Annotated in this window: 17 protein-coding genes; 8 read left to right on the forward strand and 9 right to left on the reverse strand. The window is 68.5% G+C overall.

The annotated features are described in order from the left end of the window. The first annotated feature begins 190 nt into the window (after positions 1 to 190). Both ASC87_RS18650 and ASC87_RS18655 read left to right on the forward strand, forming a co-directional pair. On the forward strand, positions 191 to 607 hold the full coding sequence (locus tag ASC87_RS18650; RefSeq protein ID WP_235582208.1) for a (2Fe-2S)-binding protein: 417 nt from the start codon (positions 191 to 193) through the stop codon (positions 605 to 607). After that, positions 604 to 2,880 carry a xanthine dehydrogenase family protein molybdopterin-binding subunit gene (locus tag ASC87_RS18655; RefSeq protein WP_056665467.1) on the forward strand — a complete coding sequence of 759 codons (2,277 nt, stop codon included), beginning with the start codon at positions 604 to 606 and terminating at the stop codon, positions 2,878 to 2,880. Before ASC87_RS18650 ends, ASC87_RS18655 begins: the two co-directional genes overlap by 4 nt. A gap of 439 nt (positions 2,881 to 3,319) precedes the next feature. Here the strand turns inward: ASC87_RS18655 and ASC87_RS18660 are convergent, their stop codons facing one another. The 3 genes from ASC87_RS18660 to purB all read right to left on the reverse strand — a co-directional run bounded on the left by ASC87_RS18660 (position 3,320) and on the right by purB (position 8,861). Beyond that, a complete protein-coding gene (locus ASC87_RS18660) occupies positions 3,320 to 6,547 on the reverse strand; it encodes a PAS domain S-box protein (RefSeq protein ID WP_082568740.1) in 3,228 nt (1,075 codons plus the stop codon). A gap of 103 nt (positions 6,548 to 6,650) precedes the next feature. After that, positions 6,651 to 7,481 (reverse strand): orotidine-5'-phosphate decarboxylase, encoded by an 831-nt coding sequence (pyrF, locus tag ASC87_RS18665; protein ID WP_056665471.1) that lies wholly within the window; start codon positions 7,479 to 7,481, stop codon positions 6,651 to 6,653. 12 nt (positions 7,482 to 7,493) lie between these two features. Beyond that, positions 7,494 to 8,861: an adenylosuccinate lyase gene (purB, locus tag ASC87_RS18670; RefSeq protein ID WP_056665474.1), complete on the reverse strand. Its 1,368-nt coding sequence runs from the start codon at positions 8,859 to 8,861 to the stop codon at positions 7,494 to 7,496. 174 nt (positions 8,862 to 9,035) lie between these two features. Here purB and upp point away from each other — a divergent pair, with 174 nt between their 5' ends. Continuing rightward, positions 9,036 to 9,665, forward strand: coding sequence for a uracil phosphoribosyltransferase (gene upp / locus ASC87_RS18675; RefSeq protein WP_056665478.1), 630 nt, complete (start codon positions 9,036 to 9,038; stop codon positions 9,663 to 9,665). 5 nt (positions 9,666 to 9,670) lie between these two features. Further along, on the forward strand, positions 9,671 to 10,960 hold the full coding sequence (locus ASC87_RS18680; RefSeq protein ID WP_056665481.1) for an amidohydrolase family protein: 1,290 nt from the start codon (positions 9,671 to 9,673) through the stop codon (positions 10,958 to 10,960). Positions 10,961 to 10,989: 29 nt separating this feature from the next. Here ASC87_RS18680 and ASC87_RS18685 read toward each other — a convergent pair whose 3' ends face one another. Further along, positions 10,990 to 12,054 (reverse strand): M48 family metallopeptidase, encoded by a 1,065-nt coding sequence (locus tag ASC87_RS18685; RefSeq protein ID WP_056665484.1) that lies wholly within the window; start codon positions 12,052 to 12,054, stop codon positions 10,990 to 10,992. Positions 12,055 to 12,192: 138 nt separating this feature from the next. Here ASC87_RS18685 and ASC87_RS18690 point away from each other — a divergent pair, with 138 nt between their 5' ends. Next, positions 12,193 to 12,807, forward strand: coding sequence for a glutathione S-transferase family protein (locus ASC87_RS18690; protein ID WP_056665487.1), 615 nt, complete (start codon positions 12,193 to 12,195; stop codon positions 12,805 to 12,807). A gap of 276 nt (positions 12,808 to 13,083) precedes the next feature. Here ASC87_RS18690 and ASC87_RS18695 read toward each other — a convergent pair whose 3' ends face one another. From ASC87_RS18695 to ASC87_RS18705, 3 genes are all read right to left on the reverse strand, one after another. Further along, on the reverse strand, positions 13,084 to 13,725 hold the full coding sequence (locus ASC87_RS18695) for a response regulator transcription factor (protein WP_056665491.1): 642 nt from the start codon (positions 13,723 to 13,725) through the stop codon (positions 13,084 to 13,086). A 159-nt stretch (positions 13,726 to 13,884) separates the two neighbouring features. Further along, the gene (locus ASC87_RS18700) at positions 13,885 to 15,531 is read right to left on the reverse strand and encodes an FMN-binding glutamate synthase family protein (protein ID WP_056665514.1); all 1,647 of its coding nucleotides are present in this window, start codon (positions 15,529 to 15,531) and stop codon (positions 13,885 to 13,887) included. A gap of 77 nt (positions 15,532 to 15,608) precedes the next feature. Then, positions 15,609 to 16,073 (reverse strand): hypothetical protein, encoded by a 465-nt coding sequence (locus ASC87_RS18705; protein WP_157604126.1) that lies wholly within the window; start codon positions 16,071 to 16,073, stop codon positions 15,609 to 15,611. A 288-nt stretch (positions 16,074 to 16,361) separates the two neighbouring features. On the opposite strand from ASC87_RS18705, the gene ahpC reads away from it, so the two are divergent. Continuing rightward, entirely contained in the window at positions 16,362 to 16,925 is a 564-nt protein-coding gene (ahpC, locus tag ASC87_RS18710) for an alkyl hydroperoxide reductase subunit C (protein WP_056665496.1), read from the forward strand. Between the two features lie 82 nt (positions 16,926 to 17,007). Beyond that, complete coding sequence (gene ahpF / locus ASC87_RS18715; RefSeq protein ID WP_056665498.1) at positions 17,008 to 18,564, forward strand: alkyl hydroperoxide reductase subunit F; 1,557 nt, start codon at positions 17,008 to 17,010, stop codon at positions 18,562 to 18,564. An 18-nt stretch (positions 18,565 to 18,582) separates the two neighbouring features. Here ahpF and ASC87_RS18720 read toward each other — a convergent pair whose 3' ends face one another. Both ASC87_RS18720 and ASC87_RS18725 read right to left on the reverse strand, forming a co-directional pair. Continuing rightward, complete coding sequence (locus ASC87_RS18720; RefSeq protein WP_200954412.1) at positions 18,583 to 19,059, reverse strand: hypothetical protein; 477 nt, start codon at positions 19,057 to 19,059, stop codon at positions 18,583 to 18,585. Then, positions 19,056 to 19,445, reverse strand: coding sequence for a hypothetical protein (locus tag ASC87_RS18725; RefSeq protein ID WP_056665499.1), 390 nt, complete (start codon positions 19,443 to 19,445; stop codon positions 19,056 to 19,058). Before ASC87_RS18725 ends, ASC87_RS18720 begins: the two co-directional genes overlap by 4 nt. Before the next feature lie 465 nt (positions 19,446 to 19,910). On the opposite strand from ASC87_RS18725, the gene ASC87_RS33815 reads away from it, so the two are divergent. After that, the gene (locus tag ASC87_RS33815) at positions 19,911 to 20,171 is read left to right on the forward strand and encodes a transposase (protein WP_369820775.1); all 261 of its coding nucleotides are present in this window, start codon (positions 19,911 to 19,913) and stop codon (positions 20,169 to 20,171) included. The last annotated feature ends 279 nt before the right edge of the window (positions 20,172 to 20,450 follow it).

Consider the following 20,450-nt stretch of genomic DNA (forward strand, 5'->3'; position numbering starts at 1 on the left):
TTGTATGCAATTGGCGTACCCGATTGTCACATTCGTTGTTTTCGTGCCGCCGTTCACGAGGGGGCCGGGGCGGCTTGGCGTCAGAATGCCCCAACAGCCTTCCGCACCCGGCGATGCACCGGCTTGACGCATGAACCTCCTCCTCAACGGTCACACCCGCCCGCTGCCCGACGACGCCGTCGCGGCCGACATGCCCGTGCTGTGGGTGCTGCGTGACGTGCTGAACCTCACGGGCACGAAATACGGGTGTGGGGTGGGAGCGTGCGGCGCCTGCACGGTGCACGTCGACGGGCAGGCCACGCGGTCGTGTGTCACGCCGTTGTCGGCGGTTCAGGGAAAAAATGTGTATACGATCGAGGCGCTGGGCGCGCCCGATCGGCCCCATCCGTTGCAGCAGGCGTGGCTTGCCCACCAGGTGCCCCAGTGCGGCTATTGCCAGAGCGGCATGCTGATGGCGGCAGCGGCGCTGCTCGCGAAAAACCGCGACCCGAGCGACGCCGACATCGACGCCGCCATCACCAACCTGTGCCGCTGTGGCACCTACCCGCGCATCCGCGAGGCCATCAAGGCGGCGGCGCGGCAGTTGCGCACCGGGGTGTCCCGATGAATCGGCGCAGCCTGCTGCTGGGCGGCCTCACCGCCACCGGGGCCCTGCTGGTGGGGTGGGGCGCGCTGCCGCCGCGCAGCCGCCTGGGCAGTGCGTCCCGTGCGGTGGCCGACGGCGGTGTCGTGGCGCTCAACGGGTGGCTCAAGGTGACGCCCGATGGGGTCGTGCACCTGGCCATGCCACGCAGCGAAATGGGGCAGGGGGTGCACACGGCGCTGACGATGCTGGTGGCCGAGGAACTCGACGTGCCGCTGGCGGCCGTGCGCCTGGTGCCGGCCGGCCCGGACCGCATCCACGGCAACGTGGCGCTGTTCGTGGCGTCGTTGCCCATCCATCCGTCGGCCATCGATGCCGAATCGCCTGCCGCCGTGGTGCGGGGCAGCCGCTGGCTGGTGGGCAAGGTGGCCACCGAGCTCGGCGTGTCCATCACCGGCGGGTCGTCGAGCGTGAGCGACGCATGGGACGTGCTGCGCCTGGCCGCGGCCACCGCGCGTGCCCAGCTGCTCGGCGCGGCCTCGTTGCAGTGGAAGCTGCCCGTGGCCGACCTGGCCATCGACAACGGCATCATCAGCCACCCGTCGGGGCCGAGCGGCCACTTCGGGGAGTTTGCCCGCGCTGCCGCCGCCACGCCGGCCACCGGCGTGCGCGTGAAGGACCGCAAGGCGTGGTCGCTGATCGGCACCGCGGCGCCCCGCACCGACCTGCCGGCCAAGGTAGACGGCTCCGCGGTCTTCGGTCTCGATGTGCGCCGGCCCGGCCAGCTCTACGCGGTGGTGGCCCATGCGCCCATGTTGTTCGGTTCGCCGGGCCGCGCCGACACCGCCGCGGCGCTGGCGCTGCCGGGTGTCGAGCGCGTGGTGCGCCTGGGCCGGTACGCCGGCTCGCACGAGGCGGTGGCGGTGGTGGGCCGCACCACGTGGCACGCGCGGCGCGGGGTGCAGGCGCTCGACGTGGAATGGCGGGGTCCGCCCGCCGGGCACCCTGACACCCGCGAACTGATCGACACCCTCGAACGCCGTGCGCGCGAGGCCGACCACGCCGGCGGCGGTTTCGCGTTCCATGACCGCGGCGACATCCTGGCGGCGCATGCGGCGGCCAGCAGCCGCCACGAGGCCGTGTACCGCGCGCCCTACCTGGCGCACGCGGCCATGGAGCCCATCAACTGCACCGCCCGGGTGGCCGACGGGCGGGTGGAACTTTGGGCGCCCACGCAGTTCCCCACCGCCGCGCGTGCCATCGCGGCCCAGGTGGCGGGAGTCGACGCGGATGACGTCACGCTGCACGTCACGTACCTTGGAGGCGGGTTCGGCCGCCGCCTCGACGTCGACTTCGTGGGCCAGGCCGTGCGCATCGCCATCGAGACCAGCGGTCGGCCCGTGCAGCTCGTGTGGCCTCGCGAGGAAGACCTGACCCACGACTTCTACCGGCCGGCCGCGGTGGCCGTCTTGCGCGCGGCATTCGACGCCGACGGCGCCGTCAGCGCGTTGTCCGTCACCAGCGCGGGGGATGCCATCACCCCGCGCTGGCTCGAACGCACGCTGCCGTTGCTGGCTGCCGTGGACACGCCCGACCGCAGCAACAGCGAAGGCCTGTTCGACCAGCCCTACGACATCCCCCACCAGCGCATGGCCCACGTGGCCACCCACAGCGGCGTGCCGGTGGGCTACTGGCGTTCGGTGGGCCATTCGCACAACGCGTTCTTTGCGGAAGGGTTCATCGACGAACTGGCCGCCCAGGCGCACCAGGATCCGCTGGCGTTCCGCCTGGCCCTGCTCGCGAACCAGCCGCGGCACGCCGCGGTGCTCAAGCTCGTGGCCGACAAGTCCGGCTGGGCGTCACCCTTGCCGCCCGGGCGCGCGCGCGGTGTGGCGCTGGCCGAGAGTTTCGGCAGCATCGTCGCGCACGTCGCCGAGGTGGTGCTGGTGGATGGCAAGCCGCGCGTGGTGCGGGTCGTGTGCGCGGCTGATGTGGGCACCGTCGTCAATCCCGGCATCGTGGCGCAGCAGATGGAAGGGGCCATCGTGTTCGGCCTGTGCGCGGCGCTGCACCAGCGCATCGACATCCACGACGGCGTGGTCCAGCAGTCCAACTTCCACACCTACCGGTTGCTCACGCTGGCCGAGACCCCGCGCATCGAGACCCACCTCATCGCCAGCGAACGCCCGCCCAGCGGCGTGGGTGAACCCGGCGTGCCACCAGTGGCGCCTGCGGTCGCCAATGCGGTGTTTGCGTTGACAGGAGAGCGGCTGAGGGCACTGCCTTTGATGTTGTGATGATTGCGGCCGGACGAACGACGAGGCCAAGCCTGCGCAGTGCCCGGCTGTATCGATGACCAAGCCGGAGACCCGTCCAGGGTGACGCGAGTGGCACGGGTGGTGCGGAGCCTGGGAAGGCAGACCCCGGGAGTCAGGGCGTGGAGAGACGTCCTGGCTTGATCGAGTCCTCGGCGTACACCGAGCGAGTCCCGCTCAGCCGAAGCGCGAAGCGCCTGGGCAAAGGTCTGGGAAGCTGGTGTTGAGGTGTTTTCTTGGTTCCTTCTTTTTCACCAGAAAAAGAAGGGACTCGGCTGCCGGGCCGAGTCCCGGCGCGGCCTCGCGCAGCGAGAAAACGCAGCTCGCAGCGAAGAGTGGGCCCCGTCGTTCGACGGGGTGACGAGGGGGTGACGGGGAAGGGGTGACGCAGCCCGTGTGAGGCCCCGCCCTGGCAAGGGCATCACCCCAGCGGCAGCAACGCCCCGAAGTTCGAATGCCCTTCCACCACCCGCACCAGCGCCTGCCGCAGCTTCACGGCGTCGAGCGGTTTGGTGAGGAAGTCGTTCATGCCGGCGGCCATGGCCTCCTCGCGTTCGGACACCAGCGCCGCTGCCGTCAGCGCGATGATGGGGAGCGCCTCGGCCGAGTGTTCGGCGCGCAGGCGGCGCGCGGCCTCGTGGCCGCTCAGGTGGGGCATCTGCACGTCCATCAGCACCACGTCGAACGGCCGGCGCGCCACCACGGCCCGTTCCACCGCCGCGATGGCCTCGCGGCCGTCGCTCGCCTGCACCACGTCCACGCCCCACTGCTCGAGCGTCGACACACCGATCAGCATGTTGACGGGGTTGTCCTCCACGAGCAGCACATGGACACCCTGCAGCCGGGCCACGTCCTGCGCTTCGTCGTCGACACCGGCCACCGGGGCCTGCGCCTCCGGCATGGGCAACTCCGCCCAGAAGCGGCTGCCTTCACCGACGCGGCTTTCCACACCGATACGTCCGCCCATCAGCACGGCGAGTTCCTTGCAGATGGACAACCCGAGGCCGGTGCCGCCAAAGCGGCGGGTCGTGGATTCGTCGGCCTGCGTGAACGGCTGGAACAGCCGCATCTGGGTGTCGGCGTCGATGCCCGGGCCGGTGTCCTGCACGCTGAAGCGGATGAACCCGTCGCCGGCCGGTGACACCGAGATGCGCACATGGCCGCGCGCGGTGAACTTCAGGCCGTTGGTGATGTAGTTGCTCAGGATCTGGCGCAGGCGCAGCGGGTCGCCGCGCACGGTGCCGGGCAGCGCTTCATCGATGTGCAGGTGCAGCGCGAGCGAATGCGCATGGGCGAGGGATTGGTACGCGTGGTGCACGGCGCCCAGCAGCGCCCGCAGGTCGAACGGGACCGATTCCACGCTGAACTTGCCCGCCTCGATCTTCGAGAGGTCGAGGATGTCCGAAATGATGCCGGCCAGGCTCTGGGCGCTGTCGTGGATCTGCGCGAGGTACTGCTGGCGGCGGCGTTCCTCCAGGCCCAGCTGCATGGCGAGCCGGGCGAGCCCCAGCAGCCCGTTGAGCGGCGTGCGGATCTCGTGGCTCATGTTCGCGAGGAACGCGCTTTTCGCGCGGTTGGCGGCCTCGGCCCGGTCGCGTGCGTCGGCCAGGGCCTGGTCGATCTGGTGCCGTTCCGTGATGTCCTCGGCGATCCAGATGGTGCCGTCGAGGCTCGGGTGCGGGGACGTCACGGCCTGCGCCATCACGCGGCCGATGAACGTGCTGCCGTCGCGCCGGCGCATCACGCGTTCGAGTTCGAGCGGGGCACCGGTGTCGTCGTCGGCGCGGTCTTCGCCGTGCAGCCACACCACCTGCTCGTCCTGGCCCACGAGGGCGCCCGGGGCCCAGCCGAACATGCGCTCGAAGCGGTCGTTGACCTGCACGAAACGGCCCTCGCGCGTGAGCGCGATGCCGATGAGCGCGTTCTGCAGCATGGCCTCGTGTTCGTGCTGCACCCGCTGCGTCTCGGTCACGTCGCGCCCGTTGACCACCATGTACTCGCGGCCGTCGAGTTCGAAGCGCGCGGCCGACAGCAGCAACGACACGGGTTGCCGTGCCTTGTTGAGGCACGTGACGGGCAGCTCGTGGATCTCGCCGTGGGCCGCGACGGCGTCGAGGAGCGGGCCGCGTTCCGCCGGGTGGTACCAGATGCCCAGGTCGAGCGCGGACTTGCCCACGACCTCCTCGGCCGTGTACCCGAAGATGCGCGAGAAGCTCTCGTTGACCATCAGGAAGCGGCCGGTGTCGAGTTCGCCCAGCGTGATGAAGTCGGGGCTCGTCGCGAACATGTGCGTGAGCATCACCTCGGACCGGCGCAACGCGTTCTCGGCGGCCACCCGCGCGGTGATGTCGTAGAAGATCGACAGCGTGGCGGGGCCGTCCACCTCGTTGACCCGCACGTCGGTGGCCTGCGCCGTCAGGCGCTTGCCCTGCACCGACGTCAGCTGGAAGTCGATCATCTCGAGGGCACTGCCCACCGGCATGTGCTCGAGCTCGGCCAGGCGGCGGGTCTGCAGGTTGCGCGACGGGCCGGCCTCGTAGCGCTGCAGCAGGTTCGTGCCCGCCAGCGCGGCCGGCGACGCATGGCCGAACATGTAGGCCGCTGCCTCGTTGGCGTCCAGCACGAACCCGCGCCGGTGCAGCAACAGCGGGGTGGGCGAGCGGGTGAAGAGTTCCTGGTAGCGGCTCTCGCTGGCACGCACCGCCTGCTGGGCCATCAGTTCGCCGGTGATCTCCTTGCCCACGCCCCAGTAGCCGAGGAACTGGCCGCCTTCGTCGAACCGCGGGCGGCCACTGATGACAAATTGCCGCAGCCGGCCCTGGCGGTCAGTGCGCTGCAGCCGCACCTGGGAAAACGGGTGGTGCGCCTGCATCGCGGCGCGGGTGGTCAACCGGTCCTGTTCGCTCATGCCCACGTCGAGGTCCCACGGCAGCATGCCGGCCTGCGAGCGCGCGGGGCGCCAGAAACCGTTCGCGAGGTCGTCGGCGACGTCGACCAGGCGAAGGTTCTGATCCACCTCCCAGTACATGTCGGCCGCGATGGTCAGCAGGCCGCGGAACCGCTGTTCCCGTTCGTCGGCCTGGTTCAGGGCCAGGTTCACGAGGCGGGTCATCATGGCACCTGCGATCAGCGACGAGGCCAGCAGCATGCCGTGGGAGATGGTGTACAGCGGGCTCGGCGGACCGTTCAGGTGGCCGAAGGACTGGGCGGCCGCGAGGCCAGCGATGGCCAGTTCACCCGCGACCGCGAGCATCGCGGCGGCCCGGATGCCCGACAGCACCGCCACGAGGCACACGAACAGCCCCACGTAGGCGAGGTTGGGCGTGTGCACGCCTTCACCGGTGGCCACGGCCGACAGCACCGCGACGATGGAGGCACACCACCCGGCCACGTTGATGACGGCACCGACGGGCCACACGCGCACCTGCCACATGGCCCCGATGAACACCCCGCACAGCAGCACGCACGCGGCCACCAGCAGGGCCTGCGGGAGCGGCCGCATCTGCAGTGGCAACAGGGCATACATGGCCGCGTTGCCCAGGGAGACCACCGCGGCCGCACCGAAGAACACCCGTGCGACCTGGGGTCTGACGCTGGGCCGCACCTTGCGGACAGGCGCTTGCGGTGCGGGGTCTGGCGAAGGGGTCATGCGGCTGATGACGGCATGTGACACATCAGGTGCGGCGGGCGTACCTCAGTGTGTCATCGCGGCCGCCGTGCAGAGCCCTTCGTTTTCCCCTGTCCGGGACAGGTCAGGCGGTGCTTCGTGCGGAATTCAGCAGCGCGCGCGTCTCGAGCGCCACGCGCCGGGCAGCGGATGCGAAGTCGTCGTCCGCCGACGCGTACAGCACCGCACGCGACGAATTGACGACGATGGGGGCATCCGGGCGCCAGCCGGCCTTCACGGTGGCCACCGCGTCTCCCCCCTGGGCGCCCACGCCCGGGATCAGCAGCGGCAGGTTCGGGGCCAGGGCACGCACGCGGGCGATCTCCTCGGGGAACGTGGCGCCCACCACCAAGCCGAGCTGGCCGTTGCGGTTCCAGTCGGTCTGCGCCAGATGGGCGAGGTGCTCGAACAGGCGCGGCTGGCCCGGCACGTCGGCCAGGCGCTGGAACTGCCAGTCGCTGCCACCGGGGTTCGACGTGCGGCACAGCAGGATCACGCCCTTGCCGGGGTACCGCAGGTACGGTTCGATCGAGTCGAAGCCCATGAACGGCGACAGCGTGACCGCATCAGCCTGGTAACGTTCAAATGCCTCGCGGGCATATTGCTCGGCGGTGGAGCCGATGTCACCGCGCTTGGCGTCGAGGATCACCGGCACCTCGGGGGCCACGCGCCGGATGTGGGCCATCAGCTGTTCGAGCTGCGCCTCGGCACGGTGCGCATGGAAGTACGCGATCTGCGGCTTGAACGCGATCACGAGGTCCTTCGTGGCGTCCACGATGCGGGCGCAGAAGTCGAAGATGCGCGACGGGTCGTTGCGCATCCCGGCCGGGAACTTCGAGGGCTCCGGATCCAGCCCGACACACAGCATCGACTGGTTCTGGCGTTCGGCGCGGTGCAGCTGGGCGGTGAAGTCCATCGGTTGTCCTTGTCAGATCTTGCGGGCGAGGGTGGCGGCGAGGCCGGTGTACGCCCCGGGGGTCAGCGCGAGCAGGCGCGCCTTTTCCGCGTCGGGCAATGCCAGGCCGGCGATGAACCCCTGCATCAGTTCGCGGGTCATCGGCTGGCCGCGCGTGAACTTCTTGAGCTGTTCGTACGGCTCGGGCAGGCCGAAGCGGCGCATCACGGTCTGGATGGGTTCGGCCAGCACTTCCCACGCGCCGTCGAGGTCGGACGACAGCGCGAGCTCGTTCAGCTGCAGCTTGTCGAGGCCGCGGGTCAGCGAGTCGTAGCCGAGCAGCGCGTAGCCGAGGGCCACGCCCATGTTGCGCAACACGGTGCTGTCGGTCAGGTCGCGCTGCCAGCGGCTGATGGGGAGCTTCTGGCTCAGGTGGGTCAGCAGCGCGTTGGCCAGGCCGAAGTTGCCTTCGGCGTTTTCGAAGTCGATCGGGTTGACCTTGTGCGGCATGGTGGACGAGCCCACCTCACCTTCCTTCGTCTTCTGCTTGAAGAAGCCGAGGCTGATGTAGCCCCACACGTCACGCGACCAGTCGATCAGGATCGTGTTCGTGCGGGTGACCGCGTCGAACAGCTCGGCCATGTAGTCGTGCGGCTCGATCTGGATGGTGTACGGGTTGAACGTCAGGCCGAGCTGCTTCTCGATCACGCGCTGGCTGAAGGCTTCCCAGTCGTGGTCGGGGAAGGCCGACAGGTGGGCGTTGAAGTTGCCCACGGCGCCGTTCATCTTCGCGAGCAGCTTGACCCCGGCGATGCGCTCGCGGGCGTTCTTGAGGCGTGCCACCACGTTGGCGATTTCCTTGCCCACCGTGGTGGGGCTGGCCGTCTGGCCGTGCGTGCGGCTCAACATGGGCACGGCGGCGAAGTTGTGGGCCAGCGTGGTCAGCTTCGCGATGATCTTGTCGATGGCCGGCAGCACCACGTCCTGGCGGGCCGCCTTCAGCATCAGCCCGTGGCTGGTGTTGTTGATGTCCTCGCTGGTGCACGCGAAGTGCACGAACTCGCCGGCGCTTTTCAGCTCGGTGTTGGTCTCGAAGCGGTCCTTCAGCCAGTACTCCACGGCCTTCACGTCGTGGTTGGTGGTCTTTTCGATGTCCTTGATGGCCTGGGCGTCGGCTTCGGAGAAGCGGGTCACCAGGCCGCGCAGCAGGCCGCGGGCGGCTTCGGACAGCGGTTTGAATTCCGTGAAGCCGGCGTCCGACAACGCGATGAACCATTCGATCTCGACCTGCACGCGGCGGTGCATCAGGCCGAACTCGCTCAGCAGCGGGCGCAGGGCGGCGACCTTCGGGGCATAGCGGCCATCCAGGGGGGACAGGGCGGTGAGGGCGGAGAGGTTCATGGCGGGGGCGGCCGGGGGATGGGCCGCGGGTAAAGAAGGGTTCCGACGGGGCCCGCGCGGGCGGGCAGTCCCTGATTTTAGGGGAGCCCGGTTGTCCCACCCGCCGGCTGGCACTTTTTGTGCAGTGCGGTACCCGTTGCCCTACAGTGACAGCATGTTCCAAGGACCGACCCCATGACCACCGTCCACCACATCACCCACCCGTTGATCCAGCACAAACTGACGCTGATGCGCCAGAAGGACCGCAGCACCAGCGGCTTTCGCCGCCTGCTCGGCGAGATCAGCATGCTGATGGCCTACGAGGTCACCCGCGAGATGCCCACCCAGCTGATCGACATCGAGACCCCGCTCGAACCCATGAAAAGCCCGGTGATCGACGGCAAGAAGACCGTGTTCGTCAGCATCATGCGGGCCGGCGACGGGTTCCTCGACGGCATGCTCAGCATCGTGCCCGGCGCACGGGTGGGCCATGTGGGCCTCTACCGCGACCCCGAGACGCTGAAGGCCGTCGAGTACTACTTCAAGATGCCCCAGGGCATGAACGAACGCGACGCCATCGTGCTCGACCCGATGCTCGCCACCGGCAACTCGGCCATCGCCGCGGTCACCCGGCTCAAGGCCACCAACCCGAAGTCGATCCGCTTCGTGTGCCTGCTGGCCGCGCCCGAGGGGCTCGCGAAATTCGTCGCCGCCCACCCTGACGTGCCGGTCTACACCGCGGCCATCGACCGCGGGCTCAACGACCACGGCTACATCGTGCCCGGCCTCGGGGACGCCGGCGACCGCATCTTCGGCACGAAGTGACATTCATGGCCGCTGACCGCACCTTCTGCCTGCGCGACGTGGTGCTGCCCGACGGGCGCACCGGCCAGGACGTGTTCGTCGAGGCCGGCCGCATCGCCGCGGTGGGGCCGCGGCTTGCCGTGCCCGACGGCGTGCCGTCCCTCGACGGCGGCGGCTGGCTGTTGTCTCCGCCGTTCGTGGACGCCCACTTCCACATGGACGCCACGCTGAGCCACGGCCTGCCGCGGGTCAACGCGAGCGGCACGCTGCTCGAGGGCATTGCGCTCTGGGGCGAACTGAAGCCGCTGCTGACCCAGCAGGCGCTGGTCGACCGCGCGCTGGCCTATTGCGACTGGGCGGTGGCCAAGGGCCTGCTGGCCATCCGAACCCACGTGGACGTCTGCGACGACCGGCTGCTCGCCGTGGAAGCGCTGCTGCACGTGAAGCGCACCGTGGCGCCGTACCTCGACCTGCAGCTCGTCGCGTTCCCGCAGGACGGGGTGTTGCGCGCGCCCACGGCGCTGGCCAACCTGAAACGTGCGCTCGACCTGGGGGTCGACGTGGTGGGGGGCATCCCCCACTTCGAGCGGTCGATGGCGCAGGGCGCCGAGAGCGTGCGGGTGCTGTGCGAGCTGGCGGCCGACCGCGGCCTGCCGGTCGACATGCATTGCGACGAAAGCGACGACCCGCTGTCGCGCCACATCGAGACGCTCGCGGCCGAGACCGTGCGGCTCGGGCTGCAGGGCCGGGTCACCGGCTCGCACCTGACGTCCATGCACTCGATGGACAACTACTACGCGAGCAAGCTGATCCCGCTGATCGCCGAGGCGCGGGTGCATGTGGTGGCCAATCCGCTGATCAACATCACGCTGCAGGGCCGGCACGACACCTACCCGAAGCGGCGTGGCATGACACGTGTGCCTGAACTGCTGGCCGCCGGGGTCAACGTGGGGTTCGGCCACGACTGTGTCATGGACCCCTGGTACTCGCTCGGCTCCGGCGACATGCTCGAGGTGGCCCACATGGGCCTGCACGTGGCCCAGATGACGTCGCAGGCGCAGATGCGCGCGTGCTTCGACGCGGTCACCTGCAACAACGCGGCCGTGCTGGGGCTCGACGGCTACGGCCTCGCGCCCGGGTGCCATGCCGACATGGTGCTGCTGCAGGCGCGCGACCCGGCCGAGGCCATCCGGCTGCGTGCCACGCGGCTGCTGGTGGTGCGCGACGGCCGGGTGGTGGCCCGCACGGCACCGGCGGTGGCCACGCTGGACCTGCCTGGCCGCCCGGCGGCCGTGGATTGGACGCTGCGGCGCTGATCCGTCAGTGCGACGGCGCCGCTGACCGATCAGGGACGCGACTGCGCTGCGTCGCGGAAGAACTGGATGCGCTCGGCGTCGTCGGGGTGCGACGCGATGGTGAGCCCGAGCCAGCGGGGCACCTGGCCGTCGGCCGCGGGGCGTTCGGGCCGCGCCGCGAGTTTCTCGAAGAAGACCACCATCACGAGCGGCGAGATGTTGCTCGCCCTCAGGATCTGCACGGCGGCGGCATCGGCCTCGCGTTCGGCCTCGCGCGAGTAGGCCGCGCGGCCCAGCAGCGTGGGGGCGGCGCCGAGCAGCCGGGTGAAGTCGTCGAACACCCAGCTCCGCGCCATCCCCAGCAGGCTGCCCTGCACGAACAGGCGCATGCCGTGGCGGCCCTCGATGTGGCCGAACTCGTGGGCGAGCACCCCCAGCACCGCGTCCTCGTTGTCGGCCAGCAACTCCACCAACTGGTCGGTCACGACGATGGTGCCGCCCGGCAGCGCGAAGGCGTTTGGGCCCATCGTGTTGTCGCGTGCCTTGCGGAAGATCACCTGGTGGGCCGGCACCGCCCGGTCGCCGTGGGACTTGCGCACGATGCCGGCAAAGGCCAGCCGCAAGCGCGCCTGGCGCCCTTCGGGCAACTCGCTGGGGGCGAGGGCGTCGGCCTCCGCCGCCTTGAGCGTGGTGTCACCGAGGGCGCGGTCCACCTCCAGCGGCACGGCGGCCACCAGTGTGCGGGCGGCCCAGGGCAGTGCCCAGACGTACAGCGCGGCGCCCACCGCGAGCGCCACCGCCACGGTGGCCAGCAGCACCGCGAACCACGGCCAGGCCGGGTTGGTGCGGGGCACCAGCTGGTGCCGGTGACCGGTGGCGGCGGCCCAGCGGTCCCAGGCCTCGCCGTCACGGCAGTACAGGGCCCCGCCATCGCGCAGCGGCAGTGAGCGCCCGCCGTCGGTGGTGCGCACCGGGGCCAGCAGGTCGTCGAGTGCCAGGCTGCGCGCGAGGCCCTGGCCGGCTACCAGCAGGCGCTGCTGCCCCATGCGAAGCGTGGCGGGCAGGCTCTTGGCGCCTTTGCCTTCGCGGTAGTCGATGGGCAGGTCGAGGGTCATGGGATCAGGAAATGGAAAGGCTTCCACGCGGCCAAAGGCCGCATGGATCTTGCTGCTGAAAACTCTATCACCTGCAATGTGCCCTTTGTCACGCTTTGCGTTCGATAGAATCGAGCGACTCCAGGGAAAACCACAACCATGAAACTCATCGGTTCGCTTACCAGTCCCTACGTGCGCAAGGTCCGCGTCGTGATGGCGGAAAAGAAGCTCGACTACCAACTCGAGCTCGAGGACGTCTGGACGAGCGACGCGATCCTGAAGTCCAACCCGCTCGGCAAGGTGCCTTGCCTGGTGATGGAAGGCGCCGAAGCCGTCTTCGACTCGCGGGTCATTGTCGAGTACGTGGACACCTTGTCGCCGGTGGGCCGCCTGATCCCCGAACGCGGCCGCGAGCGCACCGAGGTGCGCACGTGGGAAGCGCTGGGCGACGGCGTCATCGACGCCGCCATCCTCGCCCGCCTGGAACACACCTGGGCCGGCCGCACCGAGGGCCAGCGCAGCGAGGCCTGGGCACAACGCCAGATGGTCAAGGTGCACGCGTCGCTCGGGGCCATGAGCCAGGGCCTGGCCGACAAGCCTTGGTGCACCGGCATTCATTTCTCCCTGGCCGACATCGCCGTGGGCTGCGCGCTGGGCTACCTCGACTTCCGGTTCCCGGAAATCACCTGGCGCGACCAGTACCCCAACCTGGCGAAGCTGAGCGCCAAGCTGGCACTGCGGCAGAGTTTCATCGACACTGCGCCGCCGGTGTGAACGGCATCCTGGCTTGGGCCATTGCTGTCGGGGGAAAGTCTCGGGTCATCCCGGCGAACGCCGGGATCCACTGTGTCCAGGCGCGGCGACGTTCCGGTCACATCTGGCCTGATCCCCCCGCCTCAACGCTTCTCTCGACAGCGTAGAACGTTTGGGCCCGCTGCAGGCAACACCTGTTCTGCATCGCACGCTCGGGCCCACCCGTCCAGTGGGTCCCGGCTTTCGCCGGGATGACAACGCTGCGATTGGCTGGGATGACAGGGCCCGTGGCGACGGTCAGGCCAGTGACAAGCTATTGGCATGCAGGTCGAACTGCAGCTTGTGATACACCCGCCGGATCCCACACGCCAACGTGTGCACGCTTGCGTGCCACTGCTGGGCGATCTCGTCGATCAGGTAGCCCCGCGCCACCCATTGCAGGATCTCGCGTTCGGTGCCGGTGAGCACGAGCGGGTTCAGCGCGTCGCTCATGGTGTCGGCGGTATGGGGGCGGTACTGGTCGAAGTGGTCCAGCAGTTGCCGGGCGATCAGTGGCGACATGGGCGATTCACCTCGCGCCAGTTGTTCGAGCGTGGCGATCAGGGTGTCGGGCGACCGGGCGTGCACCCAGTACCCGTCGGCCCCGGCGCGCAACGCGTCGAGCAGCACGGCGTCGTCGTGGGACACGAGGGTGACCAGCACATGGGGCCGCGCCCGGCGGTCGGGCCGCCGCAGCGTCTGCAGCAGGTGGGCCACGTCGCCGTCCTGCACGCGCAGGTCGGTCACGAGGATGTCGGGGCGGTGGACGCGAAGCAGCGACTCCGCCTCGACTACCGTGTGGGTGAGCCCCACCACCTCGAGCCGGCCGGAACCGTCGATCAACGCACGCAGGCGGGGGCTCGCTTCGTGGTCGCGTTGCAACAAGACAATGGACGGCATGGCAGCGGCGGGCGGAAGGCGGGCGGAATTGGTGCGGATGTTGGACGAATTCTTAACGACTTCGCGACAGTGCGCACCCCCGCGATCCGGGGCGTTTTGGAAAGAGGCCTTCTCGCCACCCCTGGAAGACGTTCTGCCGCTGCCATGCGCACCGGCCGCTCAGAACGCCGCCAGCGCTTCCTCCGGCGCCATCGCGAAACTGTCGGCCCGTGCCTTGGGCCAGTACACCTCGAACACCCGGTGCGGCAGTTCGCCCGCGAGCAACACGCCCGGCTTCAGGAACGGCAGCAGGTTGGCCAGCAGCTTGACCTCGTGGTCGCTGCTTCGCCGCACGATGTGGGAGGCGGTGATCTGCCCGGGGTGGGTGAGCCCGGCGGCCTGCACCAACTCCTGCAACGCCAGCAGCGTGTTTTCATGGAACCGGTACACCCGCTCGGCCTTCGTGGGCACCACGATGGCCCGCTCGCGCCGCTTGTCTTGCGTGGCCACCCCGGTGGGGCAGTTGCCGGTGTGGCAGTTCTGCGCCTGGATGCAACCGAGCGCGAACATGAAACCGCGCGCTGCGTTGCACCAGTCGGCACCGAGCGCCATCATGCGCGCGATGTCGAACGCGCTGACCACCTTGCCGGCGCAGCCGAGCTTGATGCGCGACCGCAGGTTCAGGCCGACGAGCGTGTTGTGCACGAGCAGCAGGCCCTCCTGCAGCGGGGCGCCCATGTGGTCGATGAACTCCAGCGGCGCGGCACCGGTGCCGCCTTCGGCCCCGTCGATCACGATGAAGTCGGGCGTGATGCCGGTCTCCACCATGGCCTTTGCAATGGCGAACCATTCCCACGGGTGACCGATGCACAGCTTGAAGCCAGTGGGCTTGCCGCCCGACAGCGTGCGCAGTTCGTCGATGAACTTCATCATGCCGATGGGCGTGTCGAACGCGCTGTGCCGTGATGGCGACACGCAGTCGACCCCGATGGGCACCCCGCGTGCGGCCGCCACCTCGGCGGTGACCTTGGCGCCGGGCAGCAGGCCACCGTGTCCGGGCTTGGCGCCCTGGCTCAGCTTGAGCTCGATCATCTTCACCTGCGGGTCGCGCGCGTTGGCACTGAAACGTTCGGCGTCGAAGCGGCCCTCGGCGTTGCGGCAACCGAAGTAGCCGGAGCCGATCTCCCAGATCAGGTCACCGCCGTGCTGGCGGTGGAAGCTGCTGATCGAGCCCTCGCCAGTGTCGTGCGCGAACCCGCCCTGTTTGGCGCCGGCGTTCAACGCGAGGATCGCGTTGCCCGACAGCGCGCCGTAGCTCATCGCCGAGATGTTGAAGATGCTTGCCGAATACGGCTGCGGGCGGCCTTCACCAATGGTGATGCGGAAATCGTGGCTGCCGAGTTCGGTGGGGGTCAGCGAATGGTTGATCCATTCGTACCCCTGCCGGGACACGTCGATCTGGGTGCCGAACGGGCGCTTGTCGGAATCGCCCTTGGCCCGCTGGTACACGAGCGAGCGCTGGTGGCGCGAGAACGGGGCGGCATCGTGGTCGCCTTCGATGAAGTACTGCCGGATCTCGGGCCGCACGAACTCGAGCAGGAACCGCAGGTGGCCGATGACCGGGTAGTTCCGCAGGACGGAGTGGCGCGTCTGGCGGGCGTCTCGCGCGCCGAGGGCGGTGAGGGCCACGCACACCAGCGCGAACCACCCGCCGACACCGAACCCCACCCACGTGAACAGGCTGAGCAGTGCCCCGAGTGCCGACAGCAGCCAGGCCGCGTAGCGAAGGGGGAACTGCGAATTCAATCGCTCGAGCCAGGCGGGCATGACCATCTCCTTGTTCAGGCGATGGTAGCCGCGCCGGCCATCCCGGCCGGCGCGATGTTGTCACGGTCGGTGAGCGATCAGGGCTTGGCCGCGGGCTTCTTGTTCGGGTCGTACACGCCGCCGGTCGGGTCCTGGTTCTTCGCGGCTTCGGTGGCTTCGGGGCGGCGCGCTTCGCGGGCGGCGGCGGCTTCGGCGCGGCGTTGCTTGAACGTCTTGCGCGGCGGCTTGGCCTTGGTCTCGGACGCCGGGGCCACCGTGTCGCCCTTCGTCACGGGCGCCTTGTCGGCGGCGATGGCGTCGGTGGTTTCCTTCTTCACCTGGGCGCGGGTCTTGGGCTGGTTGTCGCCCGAGGCCGGTGGGGTCCATTGCTTCTTCGGCGGCATGCGTTCGCCGCTGATCTGGGCGTCCTTCGTGCGGTCGGCCGGGATCTCGGCCTTCACGTCGGCGCGTGAGGGCGACGAGGCCGCGGTCTGGGCCAGCAGGGGTTGAGCGACAAACGAGCTGAGGATGAGCGCGGAAACGGCAAGGAGTCTGTTTGTCATCATGGGTTGTTCCTCAAGGGTTGCAGAACGCCGGCGCCGTGATGAGGCACGCGGAAAGACCATTGGAACAACGCTCTTGTGCCGAAGGCAACCCCTGTTAGCCCAGTGTTGACTTGCGGCAACTGTCACCGTCACCTGGGCGACAGGCGGTGCAGCGTGTCCGCCGCTGCCATCGCGTGATAGATGTTTTCAATCAACAACATTGACCTAATGCACCCACAATATCGGAGGGCGATCCTAAGATTCAACCCGTCCTGTACTTCATACAACCCCAGAGGAAGCAAAGCCATGTCGCTGATCAACTCGCAAATCAAGCCGTTCAACGCCGTCGCGTACCACAAGGAAAAGTTCGTCCCGGTGACCCAGGACACCCTGAAGGGCAAGTGGTCCGTCATCGTGTTCTACCCGGCCGACTTCACCTTCGTGTGCCCCACCGAACTGGAAGACCTGGCCGACCACTACGCCGAATTCCAGAAGCTCGGCGTCGAGATCTATGGCGTGTCGACCGACACCCACTTCGCCCACAAGGCCTGGCACGACACGTCGGACGCCATCAAGAAGGTCACCTACCCGCTCGTCGGTGACCCGACCGCCACGCTCGCCCGCAACTTCGACGTGCTGATCGAAGAAGAAGGCCTGGCGCTGCGCGGCACGTTCCTGATCAACCCGGAAGGCCAGATCAAGCTGTTCGAAGTGCATGACAACGGCATCGGCCGTGACGCCAGCGAACTGCTCCGCAAGGTCAAGGCTGCCCAGTACGTGGCCTCGCACCCGGGCGAAGTGTGCCCGGCCAAGTGGACCGAAGGCGCGAAGACGCTGACCCCGTCGCTCGACCTCGTCGGCAAGATCTGATCCACATCACCTGATCGACCCCCCGGTGCCCACGAGGCGCCGGGGGTTTCACCGAAGTATCGAAGAAAGAAGGAGCCCCGCGATGTTGGACGACACCCTGCAATCCCAATTGAAAGCCTACCTCGAGCGCGTGACGCAGCCGTTCGAGATCGTGGCTTCGCTGGACGACGGCGACTCGTCGCGCGACATGCTCGCGCTGCTCCAGCAGGTCGCCGGCCTCTCGCCCCACATCACGCTCAAGACTGACGGCACCGATGCGCGCCGCCCGTCGTTCAGCCTGAACCGCATTGGCGCCGACATGAAGTTGCGCTTCGCCGCGATTCCGCTGGGCCATGAATTCACCTCGCTGGTGCTGGCGCTCCTGTGGGTGGGTGGACACCCGCCGAAGGTCGAGCCCGACACCATCGCACAGATCAAGAACCTGCCGGGCACGTACGACTTCGAGGTCTACATGTCCCTCACGTGCCACAACTGCCCGGACGTGGTCCAGGCACTGAGCCTGCTGGCCGTGCTGAACCCGAACGTGCGCTCCGTCGTGATCGACGGCGGCCTGTTCCAGAAGGAAGTCGAGGACCGCCAGATCATGGCCGTCCCGATGGTGTTCCTCAACGGCGAACACTTCGGCCAGGGCCGCATGAGCGTCGAGGAAATCGTCGCCAAGCTCGACACCCACGCCAGCGTCCGCGATGCTGAAAAGCTCAGCGCCCGCGACCCGTACGACGTGCTCATCGTGGGCGGTGGTCCCGCCGGCGCCGCCGCGGCCGTGTATGCCGCGCGCAAGGGCATCCGCACCGGTGTGGTGGCCGAACGTTTCGGCGGCCAGGTGCTCGACACCCTGGCCATCGAGAACTTCGTCTCGGTGCTGGCCACCGAAGGCCCGCAGTTCGCAGCGGCCCTCGAGCAGCACACGAAACACTACGACGTCGACATCATGAACCTGCAGCGGGCCGACAAGCTCGTGACCGGCGGCGACCTGATCGAGGTGCAGCTGGCCAACGGCGGCACGCTGAAGTCGAAGTCGGTGATCCTGTCCACCGGTGCCCGCTGGCGCGAGGTGAACGTGCCGGGTGAACAGAAGTACCGCAACCAGGGCGTGGCGTACTGCCCCCATTGCGACGGGCCGCTGTTCAAGGGCAAGCGCGTCGCGGTCATCGGTGGCGGCAACTCGGGTGTCGAAGCGGCCATCGACCTGGCCGGCCTCGTGGCCCACGTGACGCTGTTCGAGTTCGCCGAACAACTGCGCGCCGACGCGGTGCTGGTCAAGAAGCTGCAGAGCCTGCCCAACGTGACCATCCACACGCAGGCCCAGACCACCGAGATCACCGGCGACGGCTCGAAGGTCAACGGCATCACGTACACCCACCGCGCGAGCGGGGCGTCGAACCACGTCGAGCTGGAAGGCGTGTTCGTGCAGATCGGCCTCGTGCCCAACACCGAATGGCTCAAGGGCTCGGTCGAGTTGTCGCGCCACGGCGAGATCGTGGTGGATGCGAAGGGTGCCACGTCGGTGCCGGGCGTGTTTGCCGCCGGTGACGTGACCACCGTGCCATACAAGCAGATCATCATCGCCGCCGGCGATGGGGCGAAGGCGGCGCTCGGTGCCTTCGATCACCTGATCCGCACGTCGGTACCGGCCTGAGCGGCTGATCCCGGGCGCTCAGTCGGCGGTTGGCGCTGGCACGGGGCACGCCAGTGCCGGGTTCTTCGCCCGGTACTGGCGCTCCAGCAGCGATGCCAGTGCGTCTTCAGCTGGCGTGAGCGGCCCATCCGTCCTGCCGTACGGCCAGCCGTAGCCCCATCGGAACGGGGTGTACAGCTGCGACCCGCCGCCGGCGCGCACGCCCGCATGCATCAGGTCGGCCAGCGCCTCGCTCCCCGACACCCGTTTCACGCACGCCGCGAGTTCGAGGTCCGCGACACGCCGGGCCTCCGCGGTGCCGCCGCGCCAGTAGGCCAGGTCGTGTGCCACGCAGCAGCCGCACCAGTCGGCGCTGGTGATGACCGAGCGATCGGGGAACATGCTGCAGCCGTCGGTGGAGAACGGTTGCAGCGTGCCACTGGTCGCGCAGGCGGACAGCAGGCAGGCCACGGCACCCACGGCGTGGGCGTGCCACCGGAATGCCGTTCGGCTCATGGGGCCTGCAACGCCGCGCGTTCGGTGCGCGCTGGCAGCAGCGAGTAGCGCTTGATCCGGCAGGGGCCGGATTCCTTGCAGATGGCGTCCAGGTGACGGTACTTCAGCAAGGCCCGCTGGCCCGGCCGGGGCCACTGCCGCCGCGGCAGTTCGGACTGGTAGTCCTCGCTGTCCGGCCGGAAAGTCATCTCGCCGGTCGCCGCCGGACAATCGGCTGGGAGCGGCCCGCGAGGGCGCAGCACGCGCACGGTCAACGCCGGCGCGGGCGCCCGCTCGATCCGGACCGCCTCCACGTCGTACTGGCATACGGTCCATGACGTTCTGGCCTGCGCGGGGGAGGCCAGGGCAACGCAGGCGGCGATGGCGAGAGATTCGACGAGGTGCATGGTGCAGTCTAGTGCCGGGCAGGTCCGCGATGCCAACCCCGCGGGAGTGCACTGCTGTCCGGGGAAAATCCCCATCACCCATCACCGCCCCTCGTCACCCCGTCGAACGACGGGGCCCACGCTTCGCTGCGAGCTGCGTTTTCTCGCTGCGCGAGGCCGCGCCGGGTCTCGGCCCGGCAGCCGAGTCCCTTCTTGTTCTGGTGAAAAAGAAGGAACCAAGAAAACACCTCAACACCCGGCAGCCGAGTCCCTTCTTGTTCTGGTGAAAAAGAAGGAACCAAGAAAACACCTCAACACCAGCTTCCCAGACCTTTGCCCAGGCGCTTCGGCTGAGCGGGACTCGCACGGTGAACGCCGAGGACTTGATGATGCCAGGACGTCTCTCCAAGCCCTGACGTCCGGGGTCTGCCTTCCCAGGCACCGCACCACCCGAGCCACTCGCGTCACCCTGGACGGGTCTCCGGCGTGGTCATCGATACAGTCAGGCGCTGCGCACGGTGCGCCTCGCGAACTTTCGGATCGTTCATCGTACATCGCTCAGGCGCCCCCCACTGGTGTTCGCCAGTAGCGATCTGCACTCACCGCACGAAGAAATCGCTGCGCGCTAACCGCTGGGCGGTGGAGCTGTTCTTCAAGTGGATCAAGCAGAACCTGAACATCAAGAAGTTCTGCTGCCGCAATTTACCGCTGGGAAACCGGGGGCGCACGGGACGGCTATATCGATGACCAAGCAGGAGACCCGTCCAGGGTGACGCGAGTGGCACGGGTGGTGCGGTGCCTGGGAAGGCAGACCCCGGGAGTCCGGGCGTGGAGAGACGTCCTGGCTTGATTGAGTCCTCGGCGTACACCGTGCGAGTCCCGCTGAGCCGAAGCGCCTGGGCAAAGGTCTGGGAAGCTGGTGTTTGGGCGCATCTTTGGGTTACCTTTCTGGGCGCGCCCTCCATGTCAGGATAGTTGTCGCTTCGTCATTTCCATTCCAAGGTGGGGGGCGGAGAGAGAATGAAA

Origin of the sequence: Rhizobacter sp. Root1221 (assembly GCF_001425785.1) — a bacterium.
Lineage (GTDB): Bacteria > Pseudomonadota > Gammaproteobacteria > Burkholderiales > Burkholderiaceae_C > Rhizobacter.